14 protein-coding genes and 1 pseudogene are annotated in these 21,018 nt (G+C 70.2%); 6 read left to right on the forward strand and 9 right to left on the reverse strand.

All coding sequences use genetic code 11. The features are described 5' to 3' along the window. Nucleotides 1-40: 40 nt before the first annotated feature. The 5 genes from A8W25_RS25720 to A8W25_RS25740 form a co-directional block, all read right to left on the reverse strand. Nucleotides 41-964 (reverse strand): FG-GAP-like repeat-containing protein, encoded by a 924-nt coding sequence (locus A8W25_RS25720; protein ID WP_067165516.1) that lies wholly within the window; start codon nt 962-964, stop codon nt 41-43. Nucleotides 965-1,194: 230 nt separating this feature from the next. Next, nucleotides 1,195-2,124 carry an FG-GAP repeat domain-containing protein gene (locus tag A8W25_RS25725; RefSeq protein WP_067165519.1) on the reverse strand — a complete coding sequence of 310 codons (930 nt, stop codon included), beginning with the start codon at nt 2,122-2,124 and terminating at the stop codon, nt 1,195-1,197. 249 nt (nt 2,125-2,373) lie between these two features. Next, on the reverse strand, nt 2,374-3,339 hold the full coding sequence (locus A8W25_RS25730) for an FG-GAP repeat domain-containing protein (protein WP_234386578.1): 966 nt from the start codon (nt 3,337-3,339) through the stop codon (nt 2,374-2,376). A gap of 216 nt (nt 3,340-3,555) precedes the next feature. Beyond that, entirely contained in the window at nt 3,556-4,542 is a 987-nt protein-coding gene (locus A8W25_RS25735; RefSeq protein ID WP_079126385.1) for an FG-GAP repeat domain-containing protein, read from the reverse strand. A gap of 149 nt (nt 4,543-4,691) precedes the next feature. Further along, a complete protein-coding gene (locus tag A8W25_RS25740; RefSeq protein ID WP_067165523.1) occupies nt 4,692-8,543 on the reverse strand; it encodes a GH92 family glycosyl hydrolase in 3,852 nt (1,283 codons plus the stop codon). 530 nt (nt 8,544-9,073) lie between these two features. Here A8W25_RS25740 and ngcE point away from each other — a divergent pair. The 5 genes and pseudogenes from ngcE to A8W25_RS25765 form a co-directional block, all read left to right on the forward strand. Continuing rightward, on the forward strand, nt 9,074-10,525 hold the full coding sequence (gene ngcE, locus A8W25_RS25745; RefSeq protein WP_067165526.1) for an N-acetylglucosamine/diacetylchitobiose ABC transporter substrate-binding protein: 1,452 nt from the start codon (nt 9,074-9,076) through the stop codon (nt 10,523-10,525). A 58-nt stretch (nt 10,526-10,583) separates the two neighbouring features. Continuing rightward, nucleotides 10,584-11,510 (forward strand): carbohydrate ABC transporter permease, encoded by a 927-nt coding sequence (locus A8W25_RS25750; protein ID WP_067165528.1) that lies wholly within the window; start codon nt 10,584-10,586, stop codon nt 11,508-11,510. Then, nucleotides 11,507-12,421, forward strand: a complete 915-nt coding sequence (locus tag A8W25_RS25755) for a carbohydrate ABC transporter permease (RefSeq protein WP_067165530.1) — start codon at nt 11,507-11,509, stop codon at nt 12,419-12,421. Before A8W25_RS25750 ends, A8W25_RS25755 begins: the two co-directional genes overlap by 4 nt. Before the next feature lie 217 nt (nt 12,422-12,638). Next, nucleotides 12,639-13,838 (forward strand): ROK family transcriptional regulator, encoded by a 1,200-nt coding sequence (locus tag A8W25_RS25760; RefSeq protein WP_067165533.1) that lies wholly within the window; start codon nt 12,639-12,641, stop codon nt 13,836-13,838. A 120-nt stretch (nt 13,839-13,958) separates the two neighbouring features. Next, nucleotides 13,959-14,240, forward strand: a pseudogene (locus tag A8W25_RS25765) (ABC transporter substrate-binding protein); the annotation flags it as partial. Here the strand turns inward: A8W25_RS25765 and A8W25_RS25770 are convergent. Genes A8W25_RS25770 through A8W25_RS25780 form a run of 3 tightly spaced genes read right to left on the reverse strand, consistent with a single transcriptional unit; the run spans nt 14,207 to nt 17,027 of the window. Next, on the reverse strand, nt 14,207-14,659 hold the full coding sequence (locus A8W25_RS25770) for an acetyl-coenzyme A synthetase N-terminal domain-containing protein (protein ID WP_067165538.1): 453 nt from the start codon (nt 14,657-14,659) through the stop codon (nt 14,207-14,209). The pseudogene A8W25_RS25765 and the gene A8W25_RS25770 sit on opposite strands and share 34 nt — an antisense overlap. Continuing rightward, nucleotides 14,659-15,831 carry a thiolase family protein gene (locus tag A8W25_RS25775; RefSeq protein WP_067165541.1) on the reverse strand — a complete coding sequence of 391 codons (1,173 nt, stop codon included), beginning with the start codon at nt 15,829-15,831 and terminating at the stop codon, nt 14,659-14,661. Before A8W25_RS25775 ends, A8W25_RS25770 begins: the two co-directional genes overlap by 1 nt. Further along, a complete protein-coding gene (locus A8W25_RS25780) occupies nt 15,831-17,027 on the reverse strand; it encodes an alpha/beta fold hydrolase (protein WP_067165544.1) in 1,197 nt (398 codons plus the stop codon). Before A8W25_RS25780 ends, A8W25_RS25775 begins: the two co-directional genes overlap by 1 nt. Before the next feature lie 115 nt (nt 17,028-17,142). Here A8W25_RS25780 and A8W25_RS25785 point away from each other — a divergent pair, with 115 nt between their 5' ends. Then, nucleotides 17,143-17,760, forward strand: a complete 618-nt coding sequence (locus tag A8W25_RS25785) for a TetR/AcrR family transcriptional regulator (RefSeq protein ID WP_067165545.1) — start codon at nt 17,143-17,145, stop codon at nt 17,758-17,760. A 15-nt stretch (nt 17,761-17,775) separates the two neighbouring features. On the opposite strand, the gene A8W25_RS25790 is transcribed toward A8W25_RS25785, so the two are convergent. Then, nucleotides 17,776-20,973, reverse strand: coding sequence for an amidohydrolase family protein (locus tag A8W25_RS25790; RefSeq protein WP_067165548.1), 3,198 nt, complete (start codon nt 20,971-20,973; stop codon nt 17,776-17,778). Between the last annotated feature and the right edge of the window lie 45 nt (nt 20,974-21,018).

Raw genomic sequence — 21,018 nt, forward strand, 5'->3', positions numbered from 1 at the left:
CGGCCCATTCACCTGCTTAGGACTTCAGGAGCCTCGTAGATCAGAACAGCAGGCGGTACGTGTTCCAGCCGCCGTTGCCGATGTTCACGCGGGACTTGTACGGCGCCGCCGCGTTGCCCGTGCCCGAGTAGCGCCACAGGGTGCCGTCGTTGCCGCGCGCGACCAGGTCGGTCTTGCCGTCGTAGTCCATGTCACCGGTGGACACGATGGCGTTGTAGGTGTTCCACCCACCGCCGATCTTGGTGCGGCCCTCGAAGGGCGCCTTGTAGTTGCCGGTGCCCTTGTAGAGCCACAGGGTGCCGTCGCCGCCGCGCGCCACGATGTCGGCCTTGCCGTCACCGGTCAGGTCGCCGTTGCCGGCGATCTGGGTGTACTGGCCCCAGCCGCCGCCCACCAGGTAGCGGGACGTCAGCGCGCCGTTGCCGTAGTTGAGGTAGATGTACAGGTTGCCGCTGCCGTCACGGGCGAGCAGGTCGCCCGCAGCCGCGCCGCCGAGGTTGCCCACCGACCAGATGTGGTTGTAGGTGTTCCAGCCGCCACCCACGAGCTGGGGCGACTGGCCCCAGTTCAGGTAGCCCAGGTTGCCGTCGGCGCCCCGGAACCAGATGCCGGTCGAGCCGCCGCCGTTGCCGTCGTTGTCGACCTGGACGACGTCCCGGTCGGTGGCGAAGCCGTGTCCGAGCGTGGCACGGTCGCCGAGGCCGCCCCGGCCGTCCAGGCCGTAGCCGTACTGGACGCCGTCGCGCCCGATGCCGTAAAGACCGAACTGCGAGGACGCCGAGACCGCGCCGGAACGCAGCGAGGCGGAGGCCTTCGTGGCGACGGGCTTGGCCGACTTGTCGGACTTGACAGGGTTCTCGGCCGCAACGGCGCTCGCGCCCGTAGCGACAAGAGCGGCGGTGATCGCCGCGGCGGCGAGACGCGAGGCTATGCGTCCACGCGAACGGCCAGAAGTCTTGGCCACGTATTTCTCCATGGAGTTGTTGAGACATGGCGCGCCCCACCAGGGGGTTCGCCATAGGATCAACGAGATCGTTTCACGGGTTTCTCACATCTTCCAAACAGATATGTGCAGGAACTGTCACGGCCGGTTGAGGCCGTGGCCGGCAACGCCGAAGGGCCGCACCGCCGAAGCGGTACGGCCCTCCGTCAGATCGGATCAGACCGGTTCAGACCGGATCAACCCGGATCGGATCAGAAGAACAGCCGGTACGTGTTCCAGCCGCTCGTGCCGATCTTCACACGGCCCTGGAACGGGGAAGCGGCGTTGCCGGTGCCCTTGTACAGGTACAGCGCGCCCGAGCCGTCGCGGCCGACGAGGTCGGCCTTGCCGTCCAGGTCGATGTCGCCCGCGGCGAAGATGGTGTTGTAGGTGTTCCACCCACCACCGATCTTCGTGCGGCCCTCGAAGGGCGCCTTGTAGTTGCCGGTGCCCTTGTAGAGCCACAGGGTGCCGTCGCCGCCGCGGGCCACGATGTCGGCCTTGCCGTCACCGGTCAGGTCGCCGTTGCCGGCGATCTGGGTGTACTGGCCCCAGCCGCCGCCGACCGTGTAGCGGGACGTCATCTTGCCGTCGCCGTAACCCAGGTACAGGTACAGCGTGCCCGAGGAGTCACGGCCCAGGAGGTCGCCGGCACCGGCGCCGCCCAGGTTGCCCGGGGAGAGGAGGAGGTTGTAGGTGTTCCAACCGCCGCCCACCTTCCACGGGGCGCTGCCGTCGTTGGCGGCGTAGGAGAGGTTGCCGTTGTAGTCGGCCTCCCAGACACCGTCCTCGAGGTTGTCGGCGTTGTGGTCGACCAGGCCGACCCACTTGAGGCCGTTCCAGCCCGAGTCGTACTTGATCCGGCCCTCGAGGCCGCCGTTGCCGTCCGGCGCGTAGTAGTACACGTCGCCGGCCTTGTCGATGGCGTTCAGGCCGTACAGCGGCGCGTCACCCGGGTTCGCCGCCTGGGCGCCGGTCAGCGCGCCCTTGGCCGGCTTGGCGACCGGAGCCTTGAACGGCTTCGCCGAGGGGTTGTCGGCGGCGAAGGCGGAGGCGCCGGTGCCGACGAGGGCGGCGGTGACCGCCGCGGCAGCGAGACGGGAAGCTATCCGCCCACGCTTAGGGCCAGAGATCTTGGCCACGTATGTCTCCATTGGTCGTGATTGAGACGTGATGTGACTCGGGTGTCGAGTCGCGTCACGAGTTCAGCGGAATCGTTTCACGACTCCTTTACCTGTCAACCCGCTTGGCGACAAAGGGGATCAAGACAACATCTCTTTCTCGTCACGTGTTCACCCGCCGTATCCCAAAAACGCTCAAAGGGCAGCATTCCCCCGTGGGGGAATGCTGCCCTCCGGTTCTTCGCGGTGCAGATCCGTGGTGCGGAGACGTCAGAACATCAGCCGGTACGTGTTCCAGCCGCCGTTCCCGATCTTCACCCTCGGCTTGTACGGGGCCGCGGCGCTGCCGGTGCCCTTGTACAGGTACAGCGCGCCCGCGGCGTCGCGCCCGAGCAGGTCGGTGGTGCCGTCGAGGTCCACGTCGCCCGAGGAGACGAGGGCGTTGTAGGTGTTCCAGCCGCCGCCTATCTTGGTGCGGCCCTCGAAGGGCGCCTTGTAGTTGCCGGTGCCCTTGTAGAGCCACAGGGTGCCGTCGCCGCCGCGGGCCACGATGTCGGCCTTGCCGTCACCGGTCAGGTCGCCGTTGCCCGCCAGCGCCGTGTACTGGCCCCAGCCGCCGCCCACCAGGTAGCGGGAGGTCAGCTTGCCGTTGCCGTAGCCCAGGTAGAGGTACAGGTTGCCCGAGGAGTCGCGGCCCAGGAGGTCGCCGGCGCCCGCGCCGCCGAGGTTGCCCGGGGACAGCAGCGTGTTGTAGATGTTCCAGCCGCCGCCGACCGTGGTGGTCTCCAGCTCGACGTACGGCTCGTACGTCATCGTGCCCTGGGTGTTCCACTTCCAGATGCCGTCCGCGACGCCGTCGGCGTCGTTGTCGACCTGGGCGCCGTTCTTCAGGCCGCCCTGGCCCTCGTCGATCTGCATCTTGGGCGAGAAGCCGCCCTCGTAGTCCGGCAGATAGGCGTAGCTGTTGCCGGAGCGGTCCACGCCGATCAGCGAGAAGACCGGGTAGGCGCCGTTGGGGTCGCCGTCCGCCTTGGTGACGCCGTGCTTGGCGCCCTTGGCCGCGGCGTGCGCGGCGGCCTTCGCGGCGGCGGCCTTCACCGACGCCTTGGCGGACGGGTTCGGGTTGTCGGCGGCGAAGGCGGAGGCGCCGGTGCCGACGAGGGCGGCGGCAGCCGCCGCGGCAGCGAGACGGGCGGCGGCTCTGCGCCCACGCGTACGGCCGGAAGTCTTGGCCACGTATCTCTCCATTGAGTCGATGAGCCATGACGCGGCACCGGGTACGCCTGTTGAACCGTGCGCCGGGACGCGTCACGCGATCATCGAGATCCTTACACAACTCCTTTACCTGTCAACCTGTTTGAGTGCGGAAGGCCGACAGAGGGCCGAAACACGTGGCAACGCGAAGGGCCGCACCCCTTGCGGGAGTGCGGCCCGTGCGAGCGATCAGAGGGATCAGAAGAAGAGCCGGTAGGTGTTCCAGCCGCTCGTCCCGATGTTCTTGCGGCCCGCGAACGGCGCCGCCGCGTTGCCCGTGCCCGAGTAGCGCCACAGGGAGCCGTCGTTGCCGCGCGCGACGAGGTCGGTCGTGCCGTCCAGGTCCAGGTCGCCCATCGAGAACAGCGCGTTGTACGTGTTCCAGCCGCCACCGATCTTGGTGCGGCCCTCGAAGGGGGCCTTGTAGTTGCCGGTGCCCTTGTAGAGCCACAGCGTGCCCGAGGCGTCGCGGGCGACGACGTCGGCCTTGCCGTCGCCGGTCAGGTCGCCGTTGCCCGCGATCTGGTTGTACGCGTTCCAGCCGCCGCCGACCTTGTAGCGGGCCGCCACCTTGCCCGTGCCGTAGCCCAGGTAGATGTACAGGTTGCCGCTGCCGTCGCGGGCGAGCAGGTCACCGGCCCCCGCGCCGCCCAGGTTGCCGGGGGAGACCACGAGGTTGTACGTGTTCCAGCCGCCGCCGACGGTCCACGGGGCGGTGGCGTCGTCCGCGGCGTAGTACATCGTGCCGTTCTTGTCCCACTCCCACCAGCCGTCGGCGTACCCGTCGGCGTCGTGGTCGACCTGGGTCGTCCACTTGATGGCGTCCCAGCCGGTGTCGATCTTGGCGCGCGGGCTGAGGGCGCCGCCGCCGTCGCGGATGTAGCCGTAGAGCGTGTTGGCGCGGTCCGCGGCGAACAGGTCGAACTGGGGGGCCTCGGGGCTGGGCGCGGAGGTCATCGCGCCGGAGTGCGCGAGCAGCGGCGCGGAGGGCGTCGGCGCGGCGGCGGTGAACGGCTTCGGCGGCTCGGCCGCGGCGACCGCGGTCGCACCGGTGGCCAGCAGCGCGGCGGCGGCCGTGGCGGCAGCGAGCCGCGCGGCTATCCGGCTCCGCTTGCTGCCGGAGGTGGCGGAAGTCCCGGAAGCGCCGGAATCCTTGGCCAGATTCTTGGCCACGTAGTTCTCCATGATCCATGAGGCTCAGATGCGACGTGGCGCGCCTCAGTAGACGAGACGCGCCACGGGTTTCACCGGAATCTTTCCATGACTCCTTTACATGTCAATCGGCTTGAGGTAGAAGCGACCAACTCGATATGGTCGCCCGCCCGATGGGGTCGTCAGCGCAGCAGCTCGATCTCCGCCAGCGTCGCCGGTCCGCCCGTCGGCGCCAGCCGGTAGTGCGCGTACGCGCCCGGCCGGGCCACGCCGAACACCCGGGTCTGCTTGTCCCAGGCGAACGACTCACCGGAACGCCTGTCCAGATCGACCCACTTCGTTCCGTCCGAAGAGCCCTGGAGGACCCACCCCTTGGGCGCCTTCGCCCGGTCGGCGGACGTCAGGGTGTACTGCGCCGCGCGCGTGGCCGTCGCCACCGGCAGCTCGATGGAATCGAAGGTGCCCGCCGTCGCCGAGGTGTCGTCGAACAGCGGGCCGCTGCCCGCGATCGCGTCGGACGGCGGAGTCGGCACCTTGTCGTCGCGCGTGACCGACACCGGCGCCGCCTTCTCGCCGGTGCCCCAGGCCGACGGCCGCGGCCCCATCGAGAAGTCCAGCGTGCCGCCCCGCGCCAGCAGGGAGTGCGGCAGCGCGGTGGACTTCCAGGCCTTGCCGTTCACCTTCAGCGACTGGACGTAGAGGTTGCGGGAGCTGTTCCCCGGCGCCTTGACCACGAGGTCGCGGCCGTTCTCCAGGTGCACCGTCGCCTTGGTGAACAGGGGCGAGCCGATGGCGTACTCGCCGCTGCCCATGACCAGCGGATAGAACCCGAGCGCGGAGAACAGGTACCAGGCCGACTGCTCGCCGTTGTCCTCGTCGCCGTGGTAACCCTGGCCGATCTCGCTGCCCGTGTAGAGGCGGTTCATGACCTCGCGGACCTTCTCCTGCGTCTTCCAGGGCTGCCCGGCCGCGTCGTACATGTACGTCACATGGTGGGCGACCTGGTTGGAGTGGCCGTACATGCCCATCCGGACGTCACGCGCCTCCGTCATCTCGTGGATGACGCTGCCGTACGAACCCGCGAAGTCGGGGGAGGCCGTCTCCGGGGTCGCGAAGAACGCGTCGAGCTTCTTCGCCAGACCGGCGCGCCCGCCGTAGAGGTTGGCGAGGCCCCGCGAGTCCTGCGGAGCGGTGAAGGCGTAGCCCCAGCCGTTGGTCTCGGTGTAGTCGTACCCCCAGACCCGGGGGTCGTAGCTGCCGCTGGGCACCCGCGGGTCGCCCTTGGCGTCGCGCCCCTGGAAGAAGCCGGGCGCGCCCGCGCCGGCGCTCGCCGCCTTCGGGTCGAAGAGCTTCACATAGTTGCGGGCGCGGCCCAGGAAGTACGCCGACTCCTCCTTGTAGCGGGACTTGTGCGTCTTCTCGTAGAGCGCCTCGCCCATCTTCGCCAGGCCGTAGTCGTTGAGATAGCCCTCCAGGGACCACGACAGACCCTCGTGGGTCGACGTCGGGGTGTAGCCGAGGAAGGGCGAGGTGTCCATGCCCTTGCGGCCGACCCCCGCGGACGGCGGGACGACGGTCGCGTTCTTGAGCGCTGCCTCGTAGGCGGCCTCGCCGTCGAACTCCACGCCCTTCACATACGCGTCGGCGAACGCCACGTCCGAGCTGGTCCCGGTCATCAGGTCCGCGTAGCCCGGCGAGGACCAGCGGGAGATCCAGCCGCCGTCCTTGTACTGCTGGACGAACCCGTCGACCATCTCGCCGGCCCGGCCCGGGGTGAGCAGCGAGTACGCGGGCCAGGTCGTCCGGTAGGTGTCCCAGAACCCGTTGTTGACGTACACCTTGCCGTCGACGACCTTCGCGCCGGTGTGGGTGGGGGTGTCCTGGCCGGTCCCCGGGGAGAAGGGGCTGGCGTAGACGTCCTTCGAACCGGCCTTCTCGAAGCCGGAGTTGGGGTAGAGGTAGAGCCGGTAGAGCGAGGAGTAGAGGGTGGTCAGCTGGTCGTGGCTCGCGCCCTCGACCTCGACCCGGCCCAGGATCTTGTCCCAGGCGCGCTGGGCCCGCTCCTTCACCCGCTCGAAGGACGTGCCCCGGGGGATCTCCGCGGCCAGGTTGGCCCTGGCCTGGTCCACACTGATGAGTGAGGTCGCGAGCCGCAGGGTGACCGTGCGGTCCTTGCCGGGCTTCAGGCGCAGATAGCCGGTGACGTCCGCGCCGCCGCCCCCGGGCAGCTTGCCGCCCGCGGTGGCCGGGGCGTCGAAGGCGCCGTACACGAAGAGCCTGGTGGCGCCCTGGGAGAGGCCGCTCTTCACATCGGAGTAGCCGGTGAAGGAGGAGGTCGACGGATCCAGAGTGAGGCCGCCGTTGTTGTTGACGTTGTCGAGGACCACGCTCGCGTCGTCACCGGGATAGGTGAACCGCATGGTCGCGGCGTGGTCGGTGGGCGCCATCTCGGCCTTGAGGCCGTTCTCGAAGGTGACGCCGTAGTAGTACGGCTTCGCCGTCTCGTTCTCGTGCCGGAACGGCAGCGCGCGTGCGGCCCGCGAGGCGTCCGGGGTCCCGGCCGCCGCCGACGGCATCAGCTGGAACGTCTGCCGGTCGCCCATCCACGGGCTCGGCTCGTGGCTGGCCGAGAACGCCTGGAGGGTGGGCAGGTTGTCCGCGTTGTTGCGCCGCGCGTAGTCGTACAGCCAGTCCTGCGAGCCCGCGTTGGTCACCGGGGTCCAGAAGTTGAACCCGTTGGGGACGGCGGTCGCCGGGAAGGTGTTGCCGCGCGAGAAGGAGCCGCTGGAGTTGGTGCCCCGGGTGGTGAGCGCGTAGTCGGAGAGGTGCGCCAGGCGCTTCTCCGGCTTCTTCGTGGCGAGGGCGAGGTCGTCGATCCAGCCCTGGAACTTCGCCGGGCCCTTGGGCGAGTCGTACGCCACCAGGATCCGGTCGGCCGTCTTGCCGGCGGCCACCGCCCCGATGCGCGAGGACACCTGGTTCCACTGGTTGACGTAGAGCGTCTTCGCCGCGCCCTGGCCCTGCGGGGTGAGCGCTCCGCCGTGCGAGTCGAGGGCCTTCAGATCGCTCAGATAGGTGCCGTCCGTGAAGGCGAGGTCCACCGACACGTTCGTGGCGGGGTAGCCGAGGTCGGTCTCCGGCATCGACGGGAAGATCTTGTAGTCGAGCACGGTGTCCCGGCCGATCCGGGTGTCCACGTCGAAGATCTTGTTGTACGAGTAGGCCCGGCCGTCCGCCTTGTGCGTACCGGCGTAACGCAGGGCCCTCTTTCCGGTGAATCCCGCGTTGGCCTTGGCGGTGGGTGAACCGCCGGGCCCGCGGTCCGTCAGCGTCCGCATGTCCTCGGGCACCGGGGTGCTGGTGTCCCCGTTCGAGAACTGCACATCGGCCAGCTGGGTGATGTCGGCGCCACCGTTGCGGGTGATCTCCAGTCGGTAGTGCGCGTACGCCGTGGAGCCCGTGAAGTCGTACGTCTTGGTCTGGAAGCGCGAGGGGAACGTTTCACCCGAGCGGGTGTCAAGCGTCGTCCAGGTGCTGCCGTCCGCCGAGCCCTTGAGTGTCCAGTCCTTCGGGTCGCGGGCGGCCGCGTCATTGGCCGAGGTCAGCGCGTAGGTGACGACCTTGACCGGGCTGTCGAGATCGAATTCGAGCCAGGCGGTCGGCTGGAAGGCGAGCCATTTGGTGCTCGGCTGGCCGTCGACGAGGTTCTCCTTGATCTCGCCCGAGCCGTCGTTCTCGGCGCTCGCCCGTACGGCCGTCACCCTGTCGGTGACATTGCCCGGTATGCCGCTGGTGAAGCCGCCGTCGACCCCCGACGCGCGCTTCCTCCCGTCCGGGCCGGTGTCCACGGTGTCGCGCCAGTCCGGCTGCGGCTGGCCGGTTTCGAACGAGGTGCGGAACTCCTGGCCGCCGAGGGCGGGCCGGGCCGAGGCCGGCTGGGCCGACGCGGCCCACTGGGCCGTCACCACGAGCAGGAAGGAGGCCGCCGCGAGGGCGGCCGTCGGCCCTTGTCGGAGCCGGGATCTGGGCAGCATACGGGGCCTTTCCATTGGCGGGCGCATGACACGGCGAAGCCCGGCGGGGGCCGGGTGTGCGACGGTCATACGATCTGGACAACGTTGTCAGAGAGAAAATGCAGGATCCAGTAGGAAGGCAAGTCATACGTGGTGTCAAGGGTGTTGAGGGGGAATGGCCTGGGCGTTTCGGGGCGCCCCGGGAGTGTCGCGGGGGTCCGGCCCACCGCGCTCCGCCATCAGATATCCAAGAGGTCTCAACTCGGGAAAGGATGCCGTCCAACCATGCTTTCGATCTTGCTCAGTTGACGGAAAGTGGACTATACCTGTCGGCGTCCGCTCCGCCGGGAAACCGGCGGGCTCGGGGGACGGGGGACGTCGGGGAAGCAACGGCACGTCATCCTCCGCAATGTCCGACGTATCCGCTGCGTACCCTGCACTACCCAAGCTTCAGCACAACTGACCGCGGTGGCGGGGCCCTTCGCCTGCAGGCGATTTGGTACGGGCGACCGGTACACCGCCTGAGTCCTGGAGAAGGCGAGGACTTGAGCATGGGATCCACCTCCGCCCACGACAGCAATGAGGGCCTGGGCCGTCGCGATCTGATCAAGCGGTCCGCGGCGCTCGGTCTGATCACCGTTCCGGCGATGGGCTTCCTGTCCGCCTGTGCGAGCGGCGACAGCGGCGACGACAAGAAGGTAGAGAAGGGCACCAAGTCCGACAAGAACCCGCTCGCGGTGAATGAGTCGGCCCCTCTCGACGTCGTCATCTTCGACGGCGGTTTCGGCACCAAGTACGCCACCGACGCGAACGCCGTCTACCAGAAGGCGTTCCCGAAGGCGAAGATCAGTTTCCACAAGACGCAGAAGATCCAGTCGGAGCTCCAGCCCAAGTTCAACGGCGGCACCCCGCCGGACCTGATCGACAACTCGGGCGCCGAGCAGATGGACATGGGCGTACTGGTCGGAAAGAGCCAGCTCACCGATCTGACCCCGCTCCTGGACGCACCCTCCATCGACGACCCGAGCAAGAAGGTCCGCGACACACTGCGGCCCGGCATCGTCGAGATGGGCCAGTTCGACGGCGACCAGTGCTGGATCTTCTACTACGCGTACACCGTGTACGGCGTCTGGTACTCGCAGACCGCGCTGGACAAGCTCGACGCGAAGTACCCCGAGACCTGGGACGAGATGCTCGCCCTGTGCGCGAAGGCCAAGAAGCAGGGCATCGCGGGCTGGACCTACCCGGGCAAGTACCCGTACTACCTGCCGTTCTCGCTCTACCCGTTCATCGCCAAGATCGGCGGCCGCGAGGTCCTGGACGCCATCGACAACCTGGAGCCGAAGGCCTGGGAGCACCCGGCCGTCAAGGCCGCGTTCGAGGCGTACTACGAGCTCTACAAGAAGGGCTACATCCTCCAGGGCACCCCGGGCATGACCCACATCCAGTCGCAGACCGCCTGGACCAAGGGGCAGGCGCTGTTCATCCCGAACGGCTCCTGGGTGGAGAACGAGGCCGCTCCCACCACGCCCAAGGACTTCAAGATGATGGTGGGCGCGCCCTCCAGCCTGGACGGCGGCGACAAGCTGCCGTACGGCACCATCTGGGCGTCCGGCGGCGAGCCGTTCATCGTCCCGGCCAAGGCGAAGAACCCGGTCGGCGGTATGGAGCAGCTGCGCATCATGCTCAGCGAGGCCTCCTCCAAGAACTTCACCACCCAGGTGAAGTCGCTCTCCGCCTTCAACGGCGGCACCGACGGCCTGGCTCTGTCCACGGCCATGCAGTCCGGTGTCGACGCGCTGAAGAAGGCCGGCACGAACGTCGTCAACCCGCGGCTCCAGGACTGGTATGTGAAGCTCCAGAAGGAGCAGATCGGCGTCGCCGGTCTCGGTGAGATGATGGCGGGCCGCGCCACCCCGGCCGAGACCATCAAGAAGATCCAGGGGTACGCCGACAAGGCCGCCCAGGATCAGCACGTCAAGCACTACAAGCACAAGAAGTAGCGGCAGTGGTCAGGCGTCACCAGCGGCGGCACCCGCTAGAAGATCGGGGTCGGTAACCATGCAACACGGCAAGTACCGGTTCATCGTGGGATTTCTGGTACTCCCACTGGCGTTGTACTCACTCTTCGTCATCTGGCCGTTCATCCAGTCCATCTACTACTCGTTCACGGACTGGACCGGTCTGAGCCCGGACTTCAAGATGGTCGGCTTCGACAACTACACGCGGATGTTCGACGACGACATCTTCTGGAAGTCGTTGCAGCACAGTCTGCTCTTCGTCCTGCTGCTGCCGCTGGTGACGCTGGGTCTCGCGCTCTTCTTCGCCTTCATGCTCAATGTCGGCGGGCGGCGCCGAAAGGGCGCCGCCATTACCGGAGTGCGCGGCTCCGGATTCTATAAAATCGCCTACTTCTTTCCTCAGGTGCTCTCGATCGCGATCGTCGCCCTGCTCTTCCAGTTCGCGTACAACCCCAACAACGGCGTGATCAACTCCGCGCTCAAGGGGGTCGGTCTCGGCAGCGTCCAGCCGAACTGGCTGGGCGACCCGGATCTGGCGCTGTACTGCGTGATGGCCGTGCTCGTCTGGTCCACGGTCGGATTCTTCGTGGTGCTGTTCTCGGCCGGAATGGCGTCGATCCCCAGGGACTTCTACGAGGCGGCGCTGCTCGACGGGGCCAGCCGCTTCACCACGTTCTTCCGGATCACCCTGCCGCTGCTCTGGGACACCGTGCAGTCCGGCTGGGTCTACATGGGCATCCTCGCCCTCGGCGCCGAGGCCTTCGCCTCCGTGCAGATCATGACGGTGGGCCCGGGCGGCCCCGACTACTCGACCACGGTCCTGCCGCTCTACGTCTATCAGTCGGCGTTCCGCGACGGTCAGGCCGGATACGCGACCACGATCGGTGTCGCGCTGCTCGTCGTCACGCTGCTGTTCGCGGCGGTAGTGATGCGACTGGGCCGGCGCGAGCGGCTGGAGTTCTCATGACCACTGACACCTCGACTGCCGACCTCGCCGAGGAGCGTCCGCCCGTGGCCAAGCAGGCGGCACCCGCGAAGAAGGAGAAGAAGGGCGAGGGCCTCGTCCTCAACGTCTTCTCGCACGGCGTGCTCATCCTCTGGGCGTTCATGGTCGTCATCCCGCTGCTCTGGGCGGTCATGGCGTCCTTCAAGGACGACAACTCGATCCTGTCCACCCCCTGGGCGCTCCCGGACAAGCTGCACTTCGACAACTGGTCGCGGGCCTGGACGCAGGCCCATATGAGTGACTACTTCGTCAACACCATCCTGGTGGTGGGCGGCTCGCTCATCGGCACGCTGCTGCTCGGCTCGATGGCCGCGTACGTACTGGCGCGCTTCGACTTCCCCGGGAACCGGTTCATCTACTACCTGTTCATCGGTGGGATGAGCTTCCCGATCATGCTGGCCCTGGTGCCGCTGTTCTACGTGATGAACAACCTGAGCCTGCTGAACACCACGCACGGCCTGATCCTGGTCTACATCGCGTACTCGCTGCCGTTCACGGTCTTCTTCCTCACCTCGTTCTTCCGGACGCTGCCCACCTCGGTCGCCGAGGCCGCGATGATCGACGGCGCCTCGCACACCCGTACCTTCTTCCAGGTGATGCTGCCGATGGCCCGTCCGGGTCTGATCAGCGTGGGCATCTTCAACTTCCTGGGGCAGTGGAACCAGTACATGCTGCCGACGGTCCTCAACACGGACCCGGACAAGCGGGTGCTCTCCCAGGGCCTGGTCGAGCTCGCGACCAGCCAGGGGTACAAGGGCGACTGGTCCGGGCTGATGGCGGGCCTGGTGATGGCGATGCTGCCGGTGCTCGCCGCGTACATCGTCTTCCAGCGCCAGGTCGTCGCGGGACTCACCGCGGGGGCGCTCAAATAGCGGTACATCACGCTCCGTATCCACCACGGGACCGCCCGTCGGCGACACGCCGACGGGCGGTCCCGTGCTATGTCCCACTGCTCAGGTCTTGACGGGAGACAACCCGAAAGGCTCAGCTTAGAGTTCACATGTTGGAGATAGGGCGGGGCCTCAAAGCTGCGGCCCCGTGCGGGGGCGGCCGTCGTGCCGCCTGCCTACGGCAGGAGTGGATGAGTCGATGGAGACTCCGGGGTCGCAGACGTCATTGCACCGGGCCAATCTGGAGCGGGTCGTACGCGCGGTGCGCATGGCGGGCTCGCTCACCCAGGCCGAGATCGCCAGGACCACGGGCCTCTCCGCGGCCACGGTCTCCAATATCGTTCGTGAACTGAAGGACAGTGGAACCGTCGAGGTCACACCCACCTCGGCAGGCGGCCGCCGGGCCCGCAGCGTCTCGCTCAGCGGCTCCGCCGGCATCGTCATCGGCGTCGACTTCGGCCACACCCATCTGCGCGTCGCGGTCGGCAACCTGGCCCACCAGGTGCTCGCCGAGGAGTCCGAACCGCTGGATGTCGACGCCTCCTCCGCGCAGGGCTTCGGCCGGGCGGAAGAGCTGGTCACCCGCCTGATCGCGGCCACCGGCATCGGCCACGACAAGGTCATCGGCGTGGGCCTGGGCGTGCCCGGCCCCATCGACGTCGTGTCCGGCACGCTGGGCTCCACGTCCATCCTGCCGGGCTGGACCGGCATCAACCCCAGCGAGGAGCTCTCGGGCCGTCTGGGCGTGCCGGTGTACGTCGACAACGACGCCAACCTGGGCGCGCTGGGTGAGCTGGTATGGGGCAGCGGGCGCGGGGTCAAGGACCTCGCGTACATCAAGGTGGCGAGCGGTGTCGGCGCCGGTCTGGTGATCGACGGGCAGATCTACCGGGGCCCGGGCGGCACGGCCGGCGAGATCGGGCACATCACCCTGGACGAGTCGGGCCCGGTGTGCCGCTGCGGCAACCGGGGCTGCCTGGAGACCTTCACGGCGGCGCGGTACGTGCTGCCGCTGCTCCAGTCCAGCCACGGGGCCGATCTGACCATGGAGCGCGTGGTCCAGCTGGCCCGCGAGGGCGACCCCGGCTGCCGGCGTGTCGTGGCGGACGTGGGCCGCCACATCGGCAGCGGTGTCGCCAACCTCTGCAATCTGCTCAACCCCAGCCGGGTGGTGCTCGGCGGCGATCTGGCGGAGGCCGGGGAGCTGGTCCTGGGGCCCATCAGGGACTCCGTGTCGCGTTACGCCATCCCCAGTGCGGCTAGGCAGCTTTCGGTCCTTCCGGGTGCCCTGGGCGGCCGCGCCGAGGTGCTCGGCGCGCTGGCTCTGGTACTGAGTGAAATGGGCGATTCGACCCTGCTTGAGAGTGCTCTCCCCGCCGGGACTCCTGCGTTCACTTAGATAACGGATGGCACCGTTGTCATCTCGTTAAGGATTTACTCCTTGACGGTGGCCCCGCAGCCGAGTTGACTTCCAGCCACCTCGGCCGCAACGTCGCGGCCTCGTCAGGGAGGTTTCAGAATGAACACGCGTATGCGTCGTGCCGCCGTGGCCGTGGCCGCCACCGCGATGGCCGTCTCTCTCGCCGCCTGCGGAAGCGCCAAGGAGTCGGGCGACAAGACGAAGGAGTCGACCGGCTCCAAGAAGGGCGACGCCCTCAAGATCGGTCTGCTCCTGCCGGAGAACCAGACCGCGCGCTACGAGAAGTTCGACAAGCCGCTCATCGAGAAGAAGGTCAGCGAGCTGACCAACGGCAAGGGCAAGGTCGTCTACGCGAACGCGAAGCAGGACGCGACGACGCAGACGCCCCCCTCCCCCACTCCCAGGCCGCGGAGTCCCGTGGCGACCCGGGCGCTGAGCCGCGCCGTCTCGCGGTAGCCGAGCCGTCCCCGGGTGCCGTCCTCGCGCTCCCAGCGCAGCGCGGTGGCGTCCGGCTGACCGTGCCGCACATGGCGCTCCAGACAGGAGTCGACCAGGTTGGTCCGCCCGCCGGGGAACCAGCGGGTGGCGGCGATCCCGCCGCGCCCGTCGCGGGCGCACAGCGGCTGCTCGTGCCAGACGATGCCCATGTCGCGGGCGGCGGTGGACCAGTACCACTCCGGGTCCGCGACCGAGCGGCGCTGCAACGCGCGGTAGCCGTCCACGCCGTGGGCCCGGCAGAACCGGGCGACGTTGCTGTGCTCGGCCAGCTCCCGGCCGGGGTACCAGACGTACTCGCCCATCAGCGCGCCTCCGGGTTCTCGATGAGCGCGGCGATGCCCTGTCCGCCGCCGATGCACAGCGCGACGACGGCGAACCGCCCGCCGGTGCGGCGCAGTTCGTGGGCGGCCTTGAGCAGCAGGATCGTTCCCGTCGCGCCGATCGGATGGCCGAGCGCGATCGCCCCGCCGTTCGGGTTGACCCGGTCGGGGTCCAGCTTGAGGTCGTCGAGTACGGCCAGGACCTGCGCGGCGAACGCCTCGTTGAGCTCGACCACCGCGATGTCGTCGACGTCGAGCCCCGCGCGCCGCAGCAGCTTCCTGATGGCTCCGGCGGGCGCGAAGCCCATGATCTCCGGTTCCAGGGCGGTGACCACCACATCGCGCAGCCAGCACAGGGGGGCGGTCCCGGCCCGTAGATCCGTGCCGCGCGTCATCACCACGGCGGCGGCCCCGTCGTTGATCCCGGCCGAGTTCCCGGCGGTGACGGTGCCGTCCGGTGCGAACGCGGGGTCGAGCCCGGCGAGCCGTTCCTCGGTGGTGCCGGGGCGCGGGTGCTCGTCCTGCTCGACGGTGCCGTCCGGGGTGAGTACGGGAACGACCTGCCCCGCGAACCGCCCCTGCTCCAGGGCCTCGGCGGCGCACCGCTGGCTCCGGGCGGCCCAGCTGTCCTGGCGCGCCCGGGAGATGGCGAACCGGGCGGCCACCGCCTCACCCGTCAGCCCCATCGGGCCGTGCGCGAAGGGGTCGGTGACCAGCGAGAACGTCCCGTCGATCCGGGGGGTGCCGGGAAGTTCACCGGCGGCGCGCTCGCCGTAGTCGAGCATCGGCTGACGGGTCATCGACTCATTGCCGCCGGCCACCATCACCTGCGCCTCGCCCAGGGCGAGCGTCTGCGCGGCGGACCAGACGGCCTGGAGGCCCGAGCCGCACAGCCGGTTGACGTTGTACGCGCGGACGTCGACCGGCAGCCCGGCCGCCAGGGCCGCGCGCCGCGCGTTGAAGGCGTCCGGCCCCACCTGGCCGACGCAGCCGAGGACGACCTCGTCGACGGCGTGCAGGTCGACCCCGGCGCGCAGCAGGGCCTCCTGGATCACCAGGGCGCCGAGCCGGTGCGCCGGCATCGACCGCAGCGCTCCCTTGAAACGTCCGACGGGTGTGCGCACCCCGTGGACGACGGCGATGTCGGTCAGCATCAGATCCCCCGCTCTTCGAGCCAGTCGAACACCCGCTGGTGGAAGTGGAGGGCCGCGCCCTCCTGGCAGTGCTCGCCGGAGCCGTCGGCGGCGGCGAACCGGATGAGGTCCTTCTCGCCGCGCAGGGCCGCGTGGACCCGCTGCGCCTCGCCGCGCGCGACCACGTCGTTCTCGGCGTCCAGGACCAGCGTCGGGCAGGTGATGCGCTCCGCCACGCCGTCGAGGTTGTACGGCATACAGGCGCGCAGGGCCTCGGCCGGGGTCTTGGACCCGAAGGCCCACATGCCGTGCCGCAGGAACCAGCGCAGCTGGGTGCTGTGGGACATGGCCACCGCCAGGGCGGGCCCGGCGACCTCGTCGCGGCTCTCGGTGACCCATTCGGCCAGGTGCGAGGGAATGCCCGTCAGGGGCAGCCGGTAGAAGTCGTAGATGCCGTTGTGCAGGACGCAGGCGGCGAAGCGGCGTTCGAAGGCGGCGGCCCGGGCGCCGAGGAGTCCGCCGAAGCTGGTGCCGAACAGGACCAGGCGCCCGGGGTCGACGCCGGGCAGGGTGAGCGCGTGGTCGACCACCGGGGTGACGACCGCCTCCCAGTCGTGCCGGAAGGCGAGGCCCTGCTCGCGGCGCACCGACTGCTGGCCGGGCCCCTCGAACGCGAGCACGTGGTAGCCGCGGCGCAGGGCGCCCGCGCCGACCATGAAGTACAGCTCCTCCAGGGTGGAGTCATAGCCTCCGTGGTGGATCACGGTGGGCCGGGGCCGGTCCGCGGGTCCGGCGAGGAAGAGGTAGCCCGGCAGGGTCGTGCCCTCGTACGGGATGCGCAGCGGGAGGACCGGGGTGTCGAACAGCGCGGCGGCGCGGGCGAAGGTCTCGCGCGAGTGCCAGGCCAGGCGGTCCGACTCCCGGTCGAGGTCGCGGTCCTCGACGCGGAAGAAGTCGGCCGTGCGGTAGTAGTTGGACGCCCGCAGCAGCGCCTCGCGCGCGCTCACCCGGTGTCCGGCGGCCAGTGCGTCGTCGCCGGTGCGGTGCAGTCGCGCGGCGGTGGCCGACCAGGCGCGGCACCAGGCGGCCTCGTTGCCGTCGGGGATGCCCTCGCAGGTGACGAGCACCTCGCCGAGATCCGCGCCCCCGCAGACGGCGTGTCCCGCCGTGCGCAGCGCCTGGAAGGAGAACGCCTTGTCGTCGAAGAGGAACTTCACCGCGGGCCTCCCGCCGAACCACGGAACGGAACGGCACCGTTCCGGCTCGTAGGGCGCGAACGTACACCCGCCACTCACGGAACGCAACCGTTCCGTTCCGTGTTAGTCTCCGATCATGGTGAGCCTCCGCGACGACGAACTGCGGCGTCCGCCCGCCGGCGCGGGTGTGCTGCGCCAGTCCGTGACCGAGACGATCCGCCGGGCGATGTTCGAGGAGCTGGCGGAGTCCGGGTACGCACGGATGTCCATGGAGGCCGTCACCCGCCGCGCGGGCGTCGGGAAGGCCGCGCTGTACCGCCGCTGGCCGTCCAAGGAGGCCATGGTCGTCGAGCTGGTCTCCGAGGCGGCCGCGGCCCACATCCCCACGACGACGGACTCCGGGTCGCTGCACGGCGACGTCGAGCGGTTCCTCCGGGAGACCCTGCGGGCGCTGCGGCACCCCCTGGTGGGCCGGATCATCCCCGACCTGCTCGCCGAGTCGGCCCGCAGCGCCTCGCTCCACGACGCGCTCCACCACGCCGTCCTCGGCCCGCGTCGCTCGGCGGTCGCGACCCTCCTGGACCGCGCGACGCTACGGGGCGAACTGCCGCCCGACATCGACACGGCCCTGGCCACCGACCTGTTCGGCGCGCCGCTGTACTTCCGTATGCTCGCGGCGGGCGGCCCGACCGACGACGCCTATGTCACCCGGCTGACCCACGCCATCGTCGCGGCGGTCACCGCCAGCCGCTGACGGCCCCACCCGCACTCACCCGGGCAGCAGCTCGGCCTCCATGTCGCAGCATCCGCCGCGCCGCATCAGCCGCCCCACCGAAAGCCACGCCTCGTCGTCGGCCGCCCGCCGCTCCGGCTGCTCGAAGGCGGCCACCAACTCCCCGCTCTCGTACGGCACTCCGCCGCGCAGCACGGAGACCGTCCGCACCATCGCGTCGAAGTCCTCGAACGGGTCGCCGTCCACCACGGTCAGATCGGCGATCTTCCCCTCCGCCACGGTGCCGAGGTGCTGTTCGACGCCGAAGAGGCGGGCCGGGAGCACGGTCACGGTCCGCAGGGCCGCCGCCGGGGAGAGACCGCCCCGGTGCAGTGCGCGCAGGCCCAGGTGCAGGGAGAGGCCCACGGGCACGATCGGCGCGTCCGTGCCGAGCGCGACCAGGCCGCCCGCCGCGAGCACCCGACGGTAGACGTCGGTCTCCGTGCGCAGGGTGGCGAGTTGGGCCTCGGTCGGTGGCACCCCCGCCGACTGGCGCACCAGCGCGGAGTCCCACGGCGGCATCACCACGGTGACCCGGGGGTCCGCGGCGAGCCCGGGGTCGGCCCCGATCAGCGGCGCCGAGGTGAACGGCGTGGCGATCAGCGCGAAGTTCACCCCGCGCGCCGAGTACACCTCCACCACGTCCTCGCAGGCGCGGCCCGACGCGGAGGTGGCGCGCCCGAACTCGGCGCGCTGAGTGGCTTGCAGATGGGTCGTGAGATCCTGGCCGAGCTGGACGCCGGGCGAGAGCAGATGGCTTCCGGTGCGCACCCCGAGGCGTTCGTGCGCGAACCGCGCCGCCTCCTCCATCACCCAGCCCGGCGCCCGTACATAGGTCTTGACGAAGTCCCAGTCGAGCGCCGCCGCCCGCTCCAGCGACCGCCGCAGCCCCTCTCTGGTGCGATGGGCGCGCCCCATGCTGTACGCCACCCGGGAGCCGTCGAGCAGTTCCCCCGTGGTCAGCAGCCGGGGCCCGGCGAGCTGCCCGGCGGCCACCGCCTCACGGATCCGCGCCTGTTCGTAGGCGAATCCGCCGAGCGACACCGCCGTGGTGATCCCGTAGGTGAGCTGGCCGACGGTCTGGCGGCCGCCGTAGGTGCTCTGCCAGGGGTGGGTGTGCGTGTCCCACAGACCGGGCACGACCGTGCGCCGCGAGGCGTCGATCCGCCGCAGCGCCCCACGGGCGCGGTGCGGCTCGACACTCGCGACGCGCCCGTTCCGTACGACGATGTCGACGTCGTCCCGGGCCTTCTCGCCGGTGCCGTCCCACAGTTGCCCGGCGTGCACCACCGTGTCGGCGGGCGTGGGCCTGTGTGCCTCCAGGGGCAGCCGGACGGTGCGCGCGGGGCCGCCGTCGACGCCGATGAGGCGCAGTCGCGAACCGGACAGGTACAGCAGCGTCTTCGCGTCCCCCGACCACGAGGGGTGGTCGGCGGGCTCGTCGGTCAGCGTGCGCGGCGGGCCCTGCGGGGTGCCGTCGGGGGCCACCGGCAGCAGGCAGAGCGCGGACTCGACGATCAGCGCCATCCAGCGGCCGTCGGGCGACCAGACGGGTCCCGAGTCGTACCGGTCGGAGACCGAGACGTGCGGCGCCACCGCGTGGAGCCGGGCGGTGCCTGTCTGGGTGTCGACGACCCGGACGAGGTTGTAGCCCTCCCTGAAACGGGCGTTGAGGCGATTGCGGTCGCAGAGCGCGAGGTGGCGGCCGTCGGGCGACCAGCTGGGACGGCCGGGCAGCCCGCCGCCGCCCAGCGGCGCCGCCAGGACGCGTTCGGCGCCGGAGGCCAGGTCGCGTACGAGGAGGCGGCCGGTCATGTCGAGGCAGGCGAGTCGCCCGCCGTCGGGCGAGAGCGCCGGGTGCACCCGGCCGCCCGTCGCGAGCGTGGTCTCCTCGCCGGTGGCCAGATCGCGACGGTGCACACCGAGCAGACCGTCGCGGTCGTCGGTGTACAGCAGCGCCCGCCCGTCGCGCGTCCAGACGGGACCGAGCAGATAGCGCGTGGGCGCCGACGCGCGCAGCCGGCGGGGCGGCCGCCCGCCCGAAGTGTCCGCCAGCCAGAGGGTGTTGAGGGCGGCGAAGGCGACGCGCTGCCCGTCGGGCGAGAGCGCGGGCAGATGGATCCCCCGCACCGGCCGCACCCGCCCTTCGCCCAGGTCGTACTCCTTGACCCGGTAGCGCGGCCGCTCCACCGGCAGCACGCCCTCGAACGGGATCGGCTCCGTCTTGCCCGGTCGCTCGGGCCGTACCAGCGTGAAGTGCCCGTCGACGGTCAGCAGCAGCTCGCCGGCCGCCGTCCAGCGCGGCGGCACCGGCGCGATGTCCCCGGCGACGGCGACCGGCTTGCCGTCGACGACGAGCACACAGGACCCGTTGGGCGCGGGGGTGGTGCGCAGATGGGCGAGCCGACGGCCGTCGGGCGCGAGGGAGGGACACATGACCTGCGCGGCTTCGCTCTCGATGTGCACGACGCCGACGGGCCCGTCCCCCTCGGCCGCGACGGCGGCGACGGTCCGCGCCTCCACCGCGAGCCCCGTCGCCGCGGTGACGACCTTCGCGCGGACGAACAGGATCCGCGTCCCGTCGGGCGACCAGGCGGGGTCGAAGTCCTCCCAGGGCCCGTCCTGGAGCGGCCCGTTCTGGCCGGTGAGCCCGGTGGCCCGGGTGAGCTTCCCGGTCCGCAGGTCGAGTACATGGATGCGGTACGGGCTGCCCGCCACCGGGTCGCCCGCGCGCTCGGACGCGAACGCGATCCGCGACCCGTCCGGCGACCAGGCCGGCCCCCGGTCGTCCCAGGGCCCGTCGGTGCGCCGCCGCACGTCCGAGCCGTCCGGCCGCATCGTCCACACGTGGTAGCCGCCGCCCTCGTAGGCGCAGAACGCGATGAGCGACCCGTCGGGCGAGTGGACCGGCCGGCCGGGTTCGAGTCCCGCCGGGGTGAGCGGCACCGCCCTGCCCCCGTGCCGGGGCAGCGCCCACAGCACGCTCTGGACCTCGGCGATCACCTGGTCCCCGGCGGGCGAGAGGCTCGCCGAGCCGTTGGTGGCGGCGCTGAACGACAGCGGGAGACCACTGCGCTGCCGGGCCGCCGCCGGGACCGCTCCGACGGCGGTGACGGCTCCGGCCGCACCGGCGGCGGCGAGCAGTTGACGACGGGTGAGGGAGCTCGCGGCGACGCTGCCGCTGTCACGGTCCATGCCCCCACACGCTGGCGCACCACGGAGCACGTGAGCAACCCTGCC

Origin of the sequence: Streptomyces sp. ERV7 (assembly GCF_001653515.1) — a bacterium.
Lineage (GTDB): Bacteria > Actinomycetota > Actinomycetes > Streptomycetales > Streptomycetaceae > Streptomyces.

Coding starts and splice junctions, on each gene's coding strand:
- A8W25_RS25750 (WP_067165528.1), top strand. CDS start 10,584: ATGCAACACGGCAAGTACCGGTTCATCGTGGGATTTCTGGTACTCCCA.
- ngcE (WP_067165526.1), top strand. CDS start 9,074: ATGGGATCCACCTCCGCCCACGACAGCAATGAGGGCCTGGGCCGTCGC.
- A8W25_RS25770 (WP_067165538.1), bottom strand. CDS start 14,659: ATGGGCGAGTACGTCTGGTACCCCGGCCGGGAGCTGGCCGAGCACAGC.
- A8W25_RS25760 (WP_067165533.1), top strand. CDS start 12,639: ATGGAGACTCCGGGGTCGCAGACGTCATTGCACCGGGCCAATCTGGAG.
- A8W25_RS25740 (WP_067165523.1), bottom strand. CDS start 8,543: ATGCTGCCCAGATCCCGGCTCCGACAAGGGCCGACGGCCGCCCTCGCG.
- A8W25_RS25790 (WP_067165548.1), bottom strand. CDS start 20,973: ATGGACCGTGACAGCGGCAGCGTCGCCGCGAGCTCCCTCACCCGTCGT.
- A8W25_RS25785 (WP_067165545.1), top strand. CDS start 17,143: ATGGTGAGCCTCCGCGACGACGAACTGCGGCGTCCGCCCGCCGGCGCG.
- A8W25_RS25755 (WP_067165530.1), top strand. CDS start 11,507: ATGACCACTGACACCTCGACTGCCGACCTCGCCGAGGAGCGTCCGCCC.
- A8W25_RS25735 (WP_079126385.1), bottom strand. CDS start 4,542: ATGGAGAACTACGTGGCCAAGAATCTGGCCAAGGATTCCGGCGCTTCC.
- A8W25_RS25775 (WP_067165541.1), bottom strand. CDS start 15,831: ATGCTGACCGACATCGCCGTCGTCCACGGGGTGCGCACACCCGTCGGA.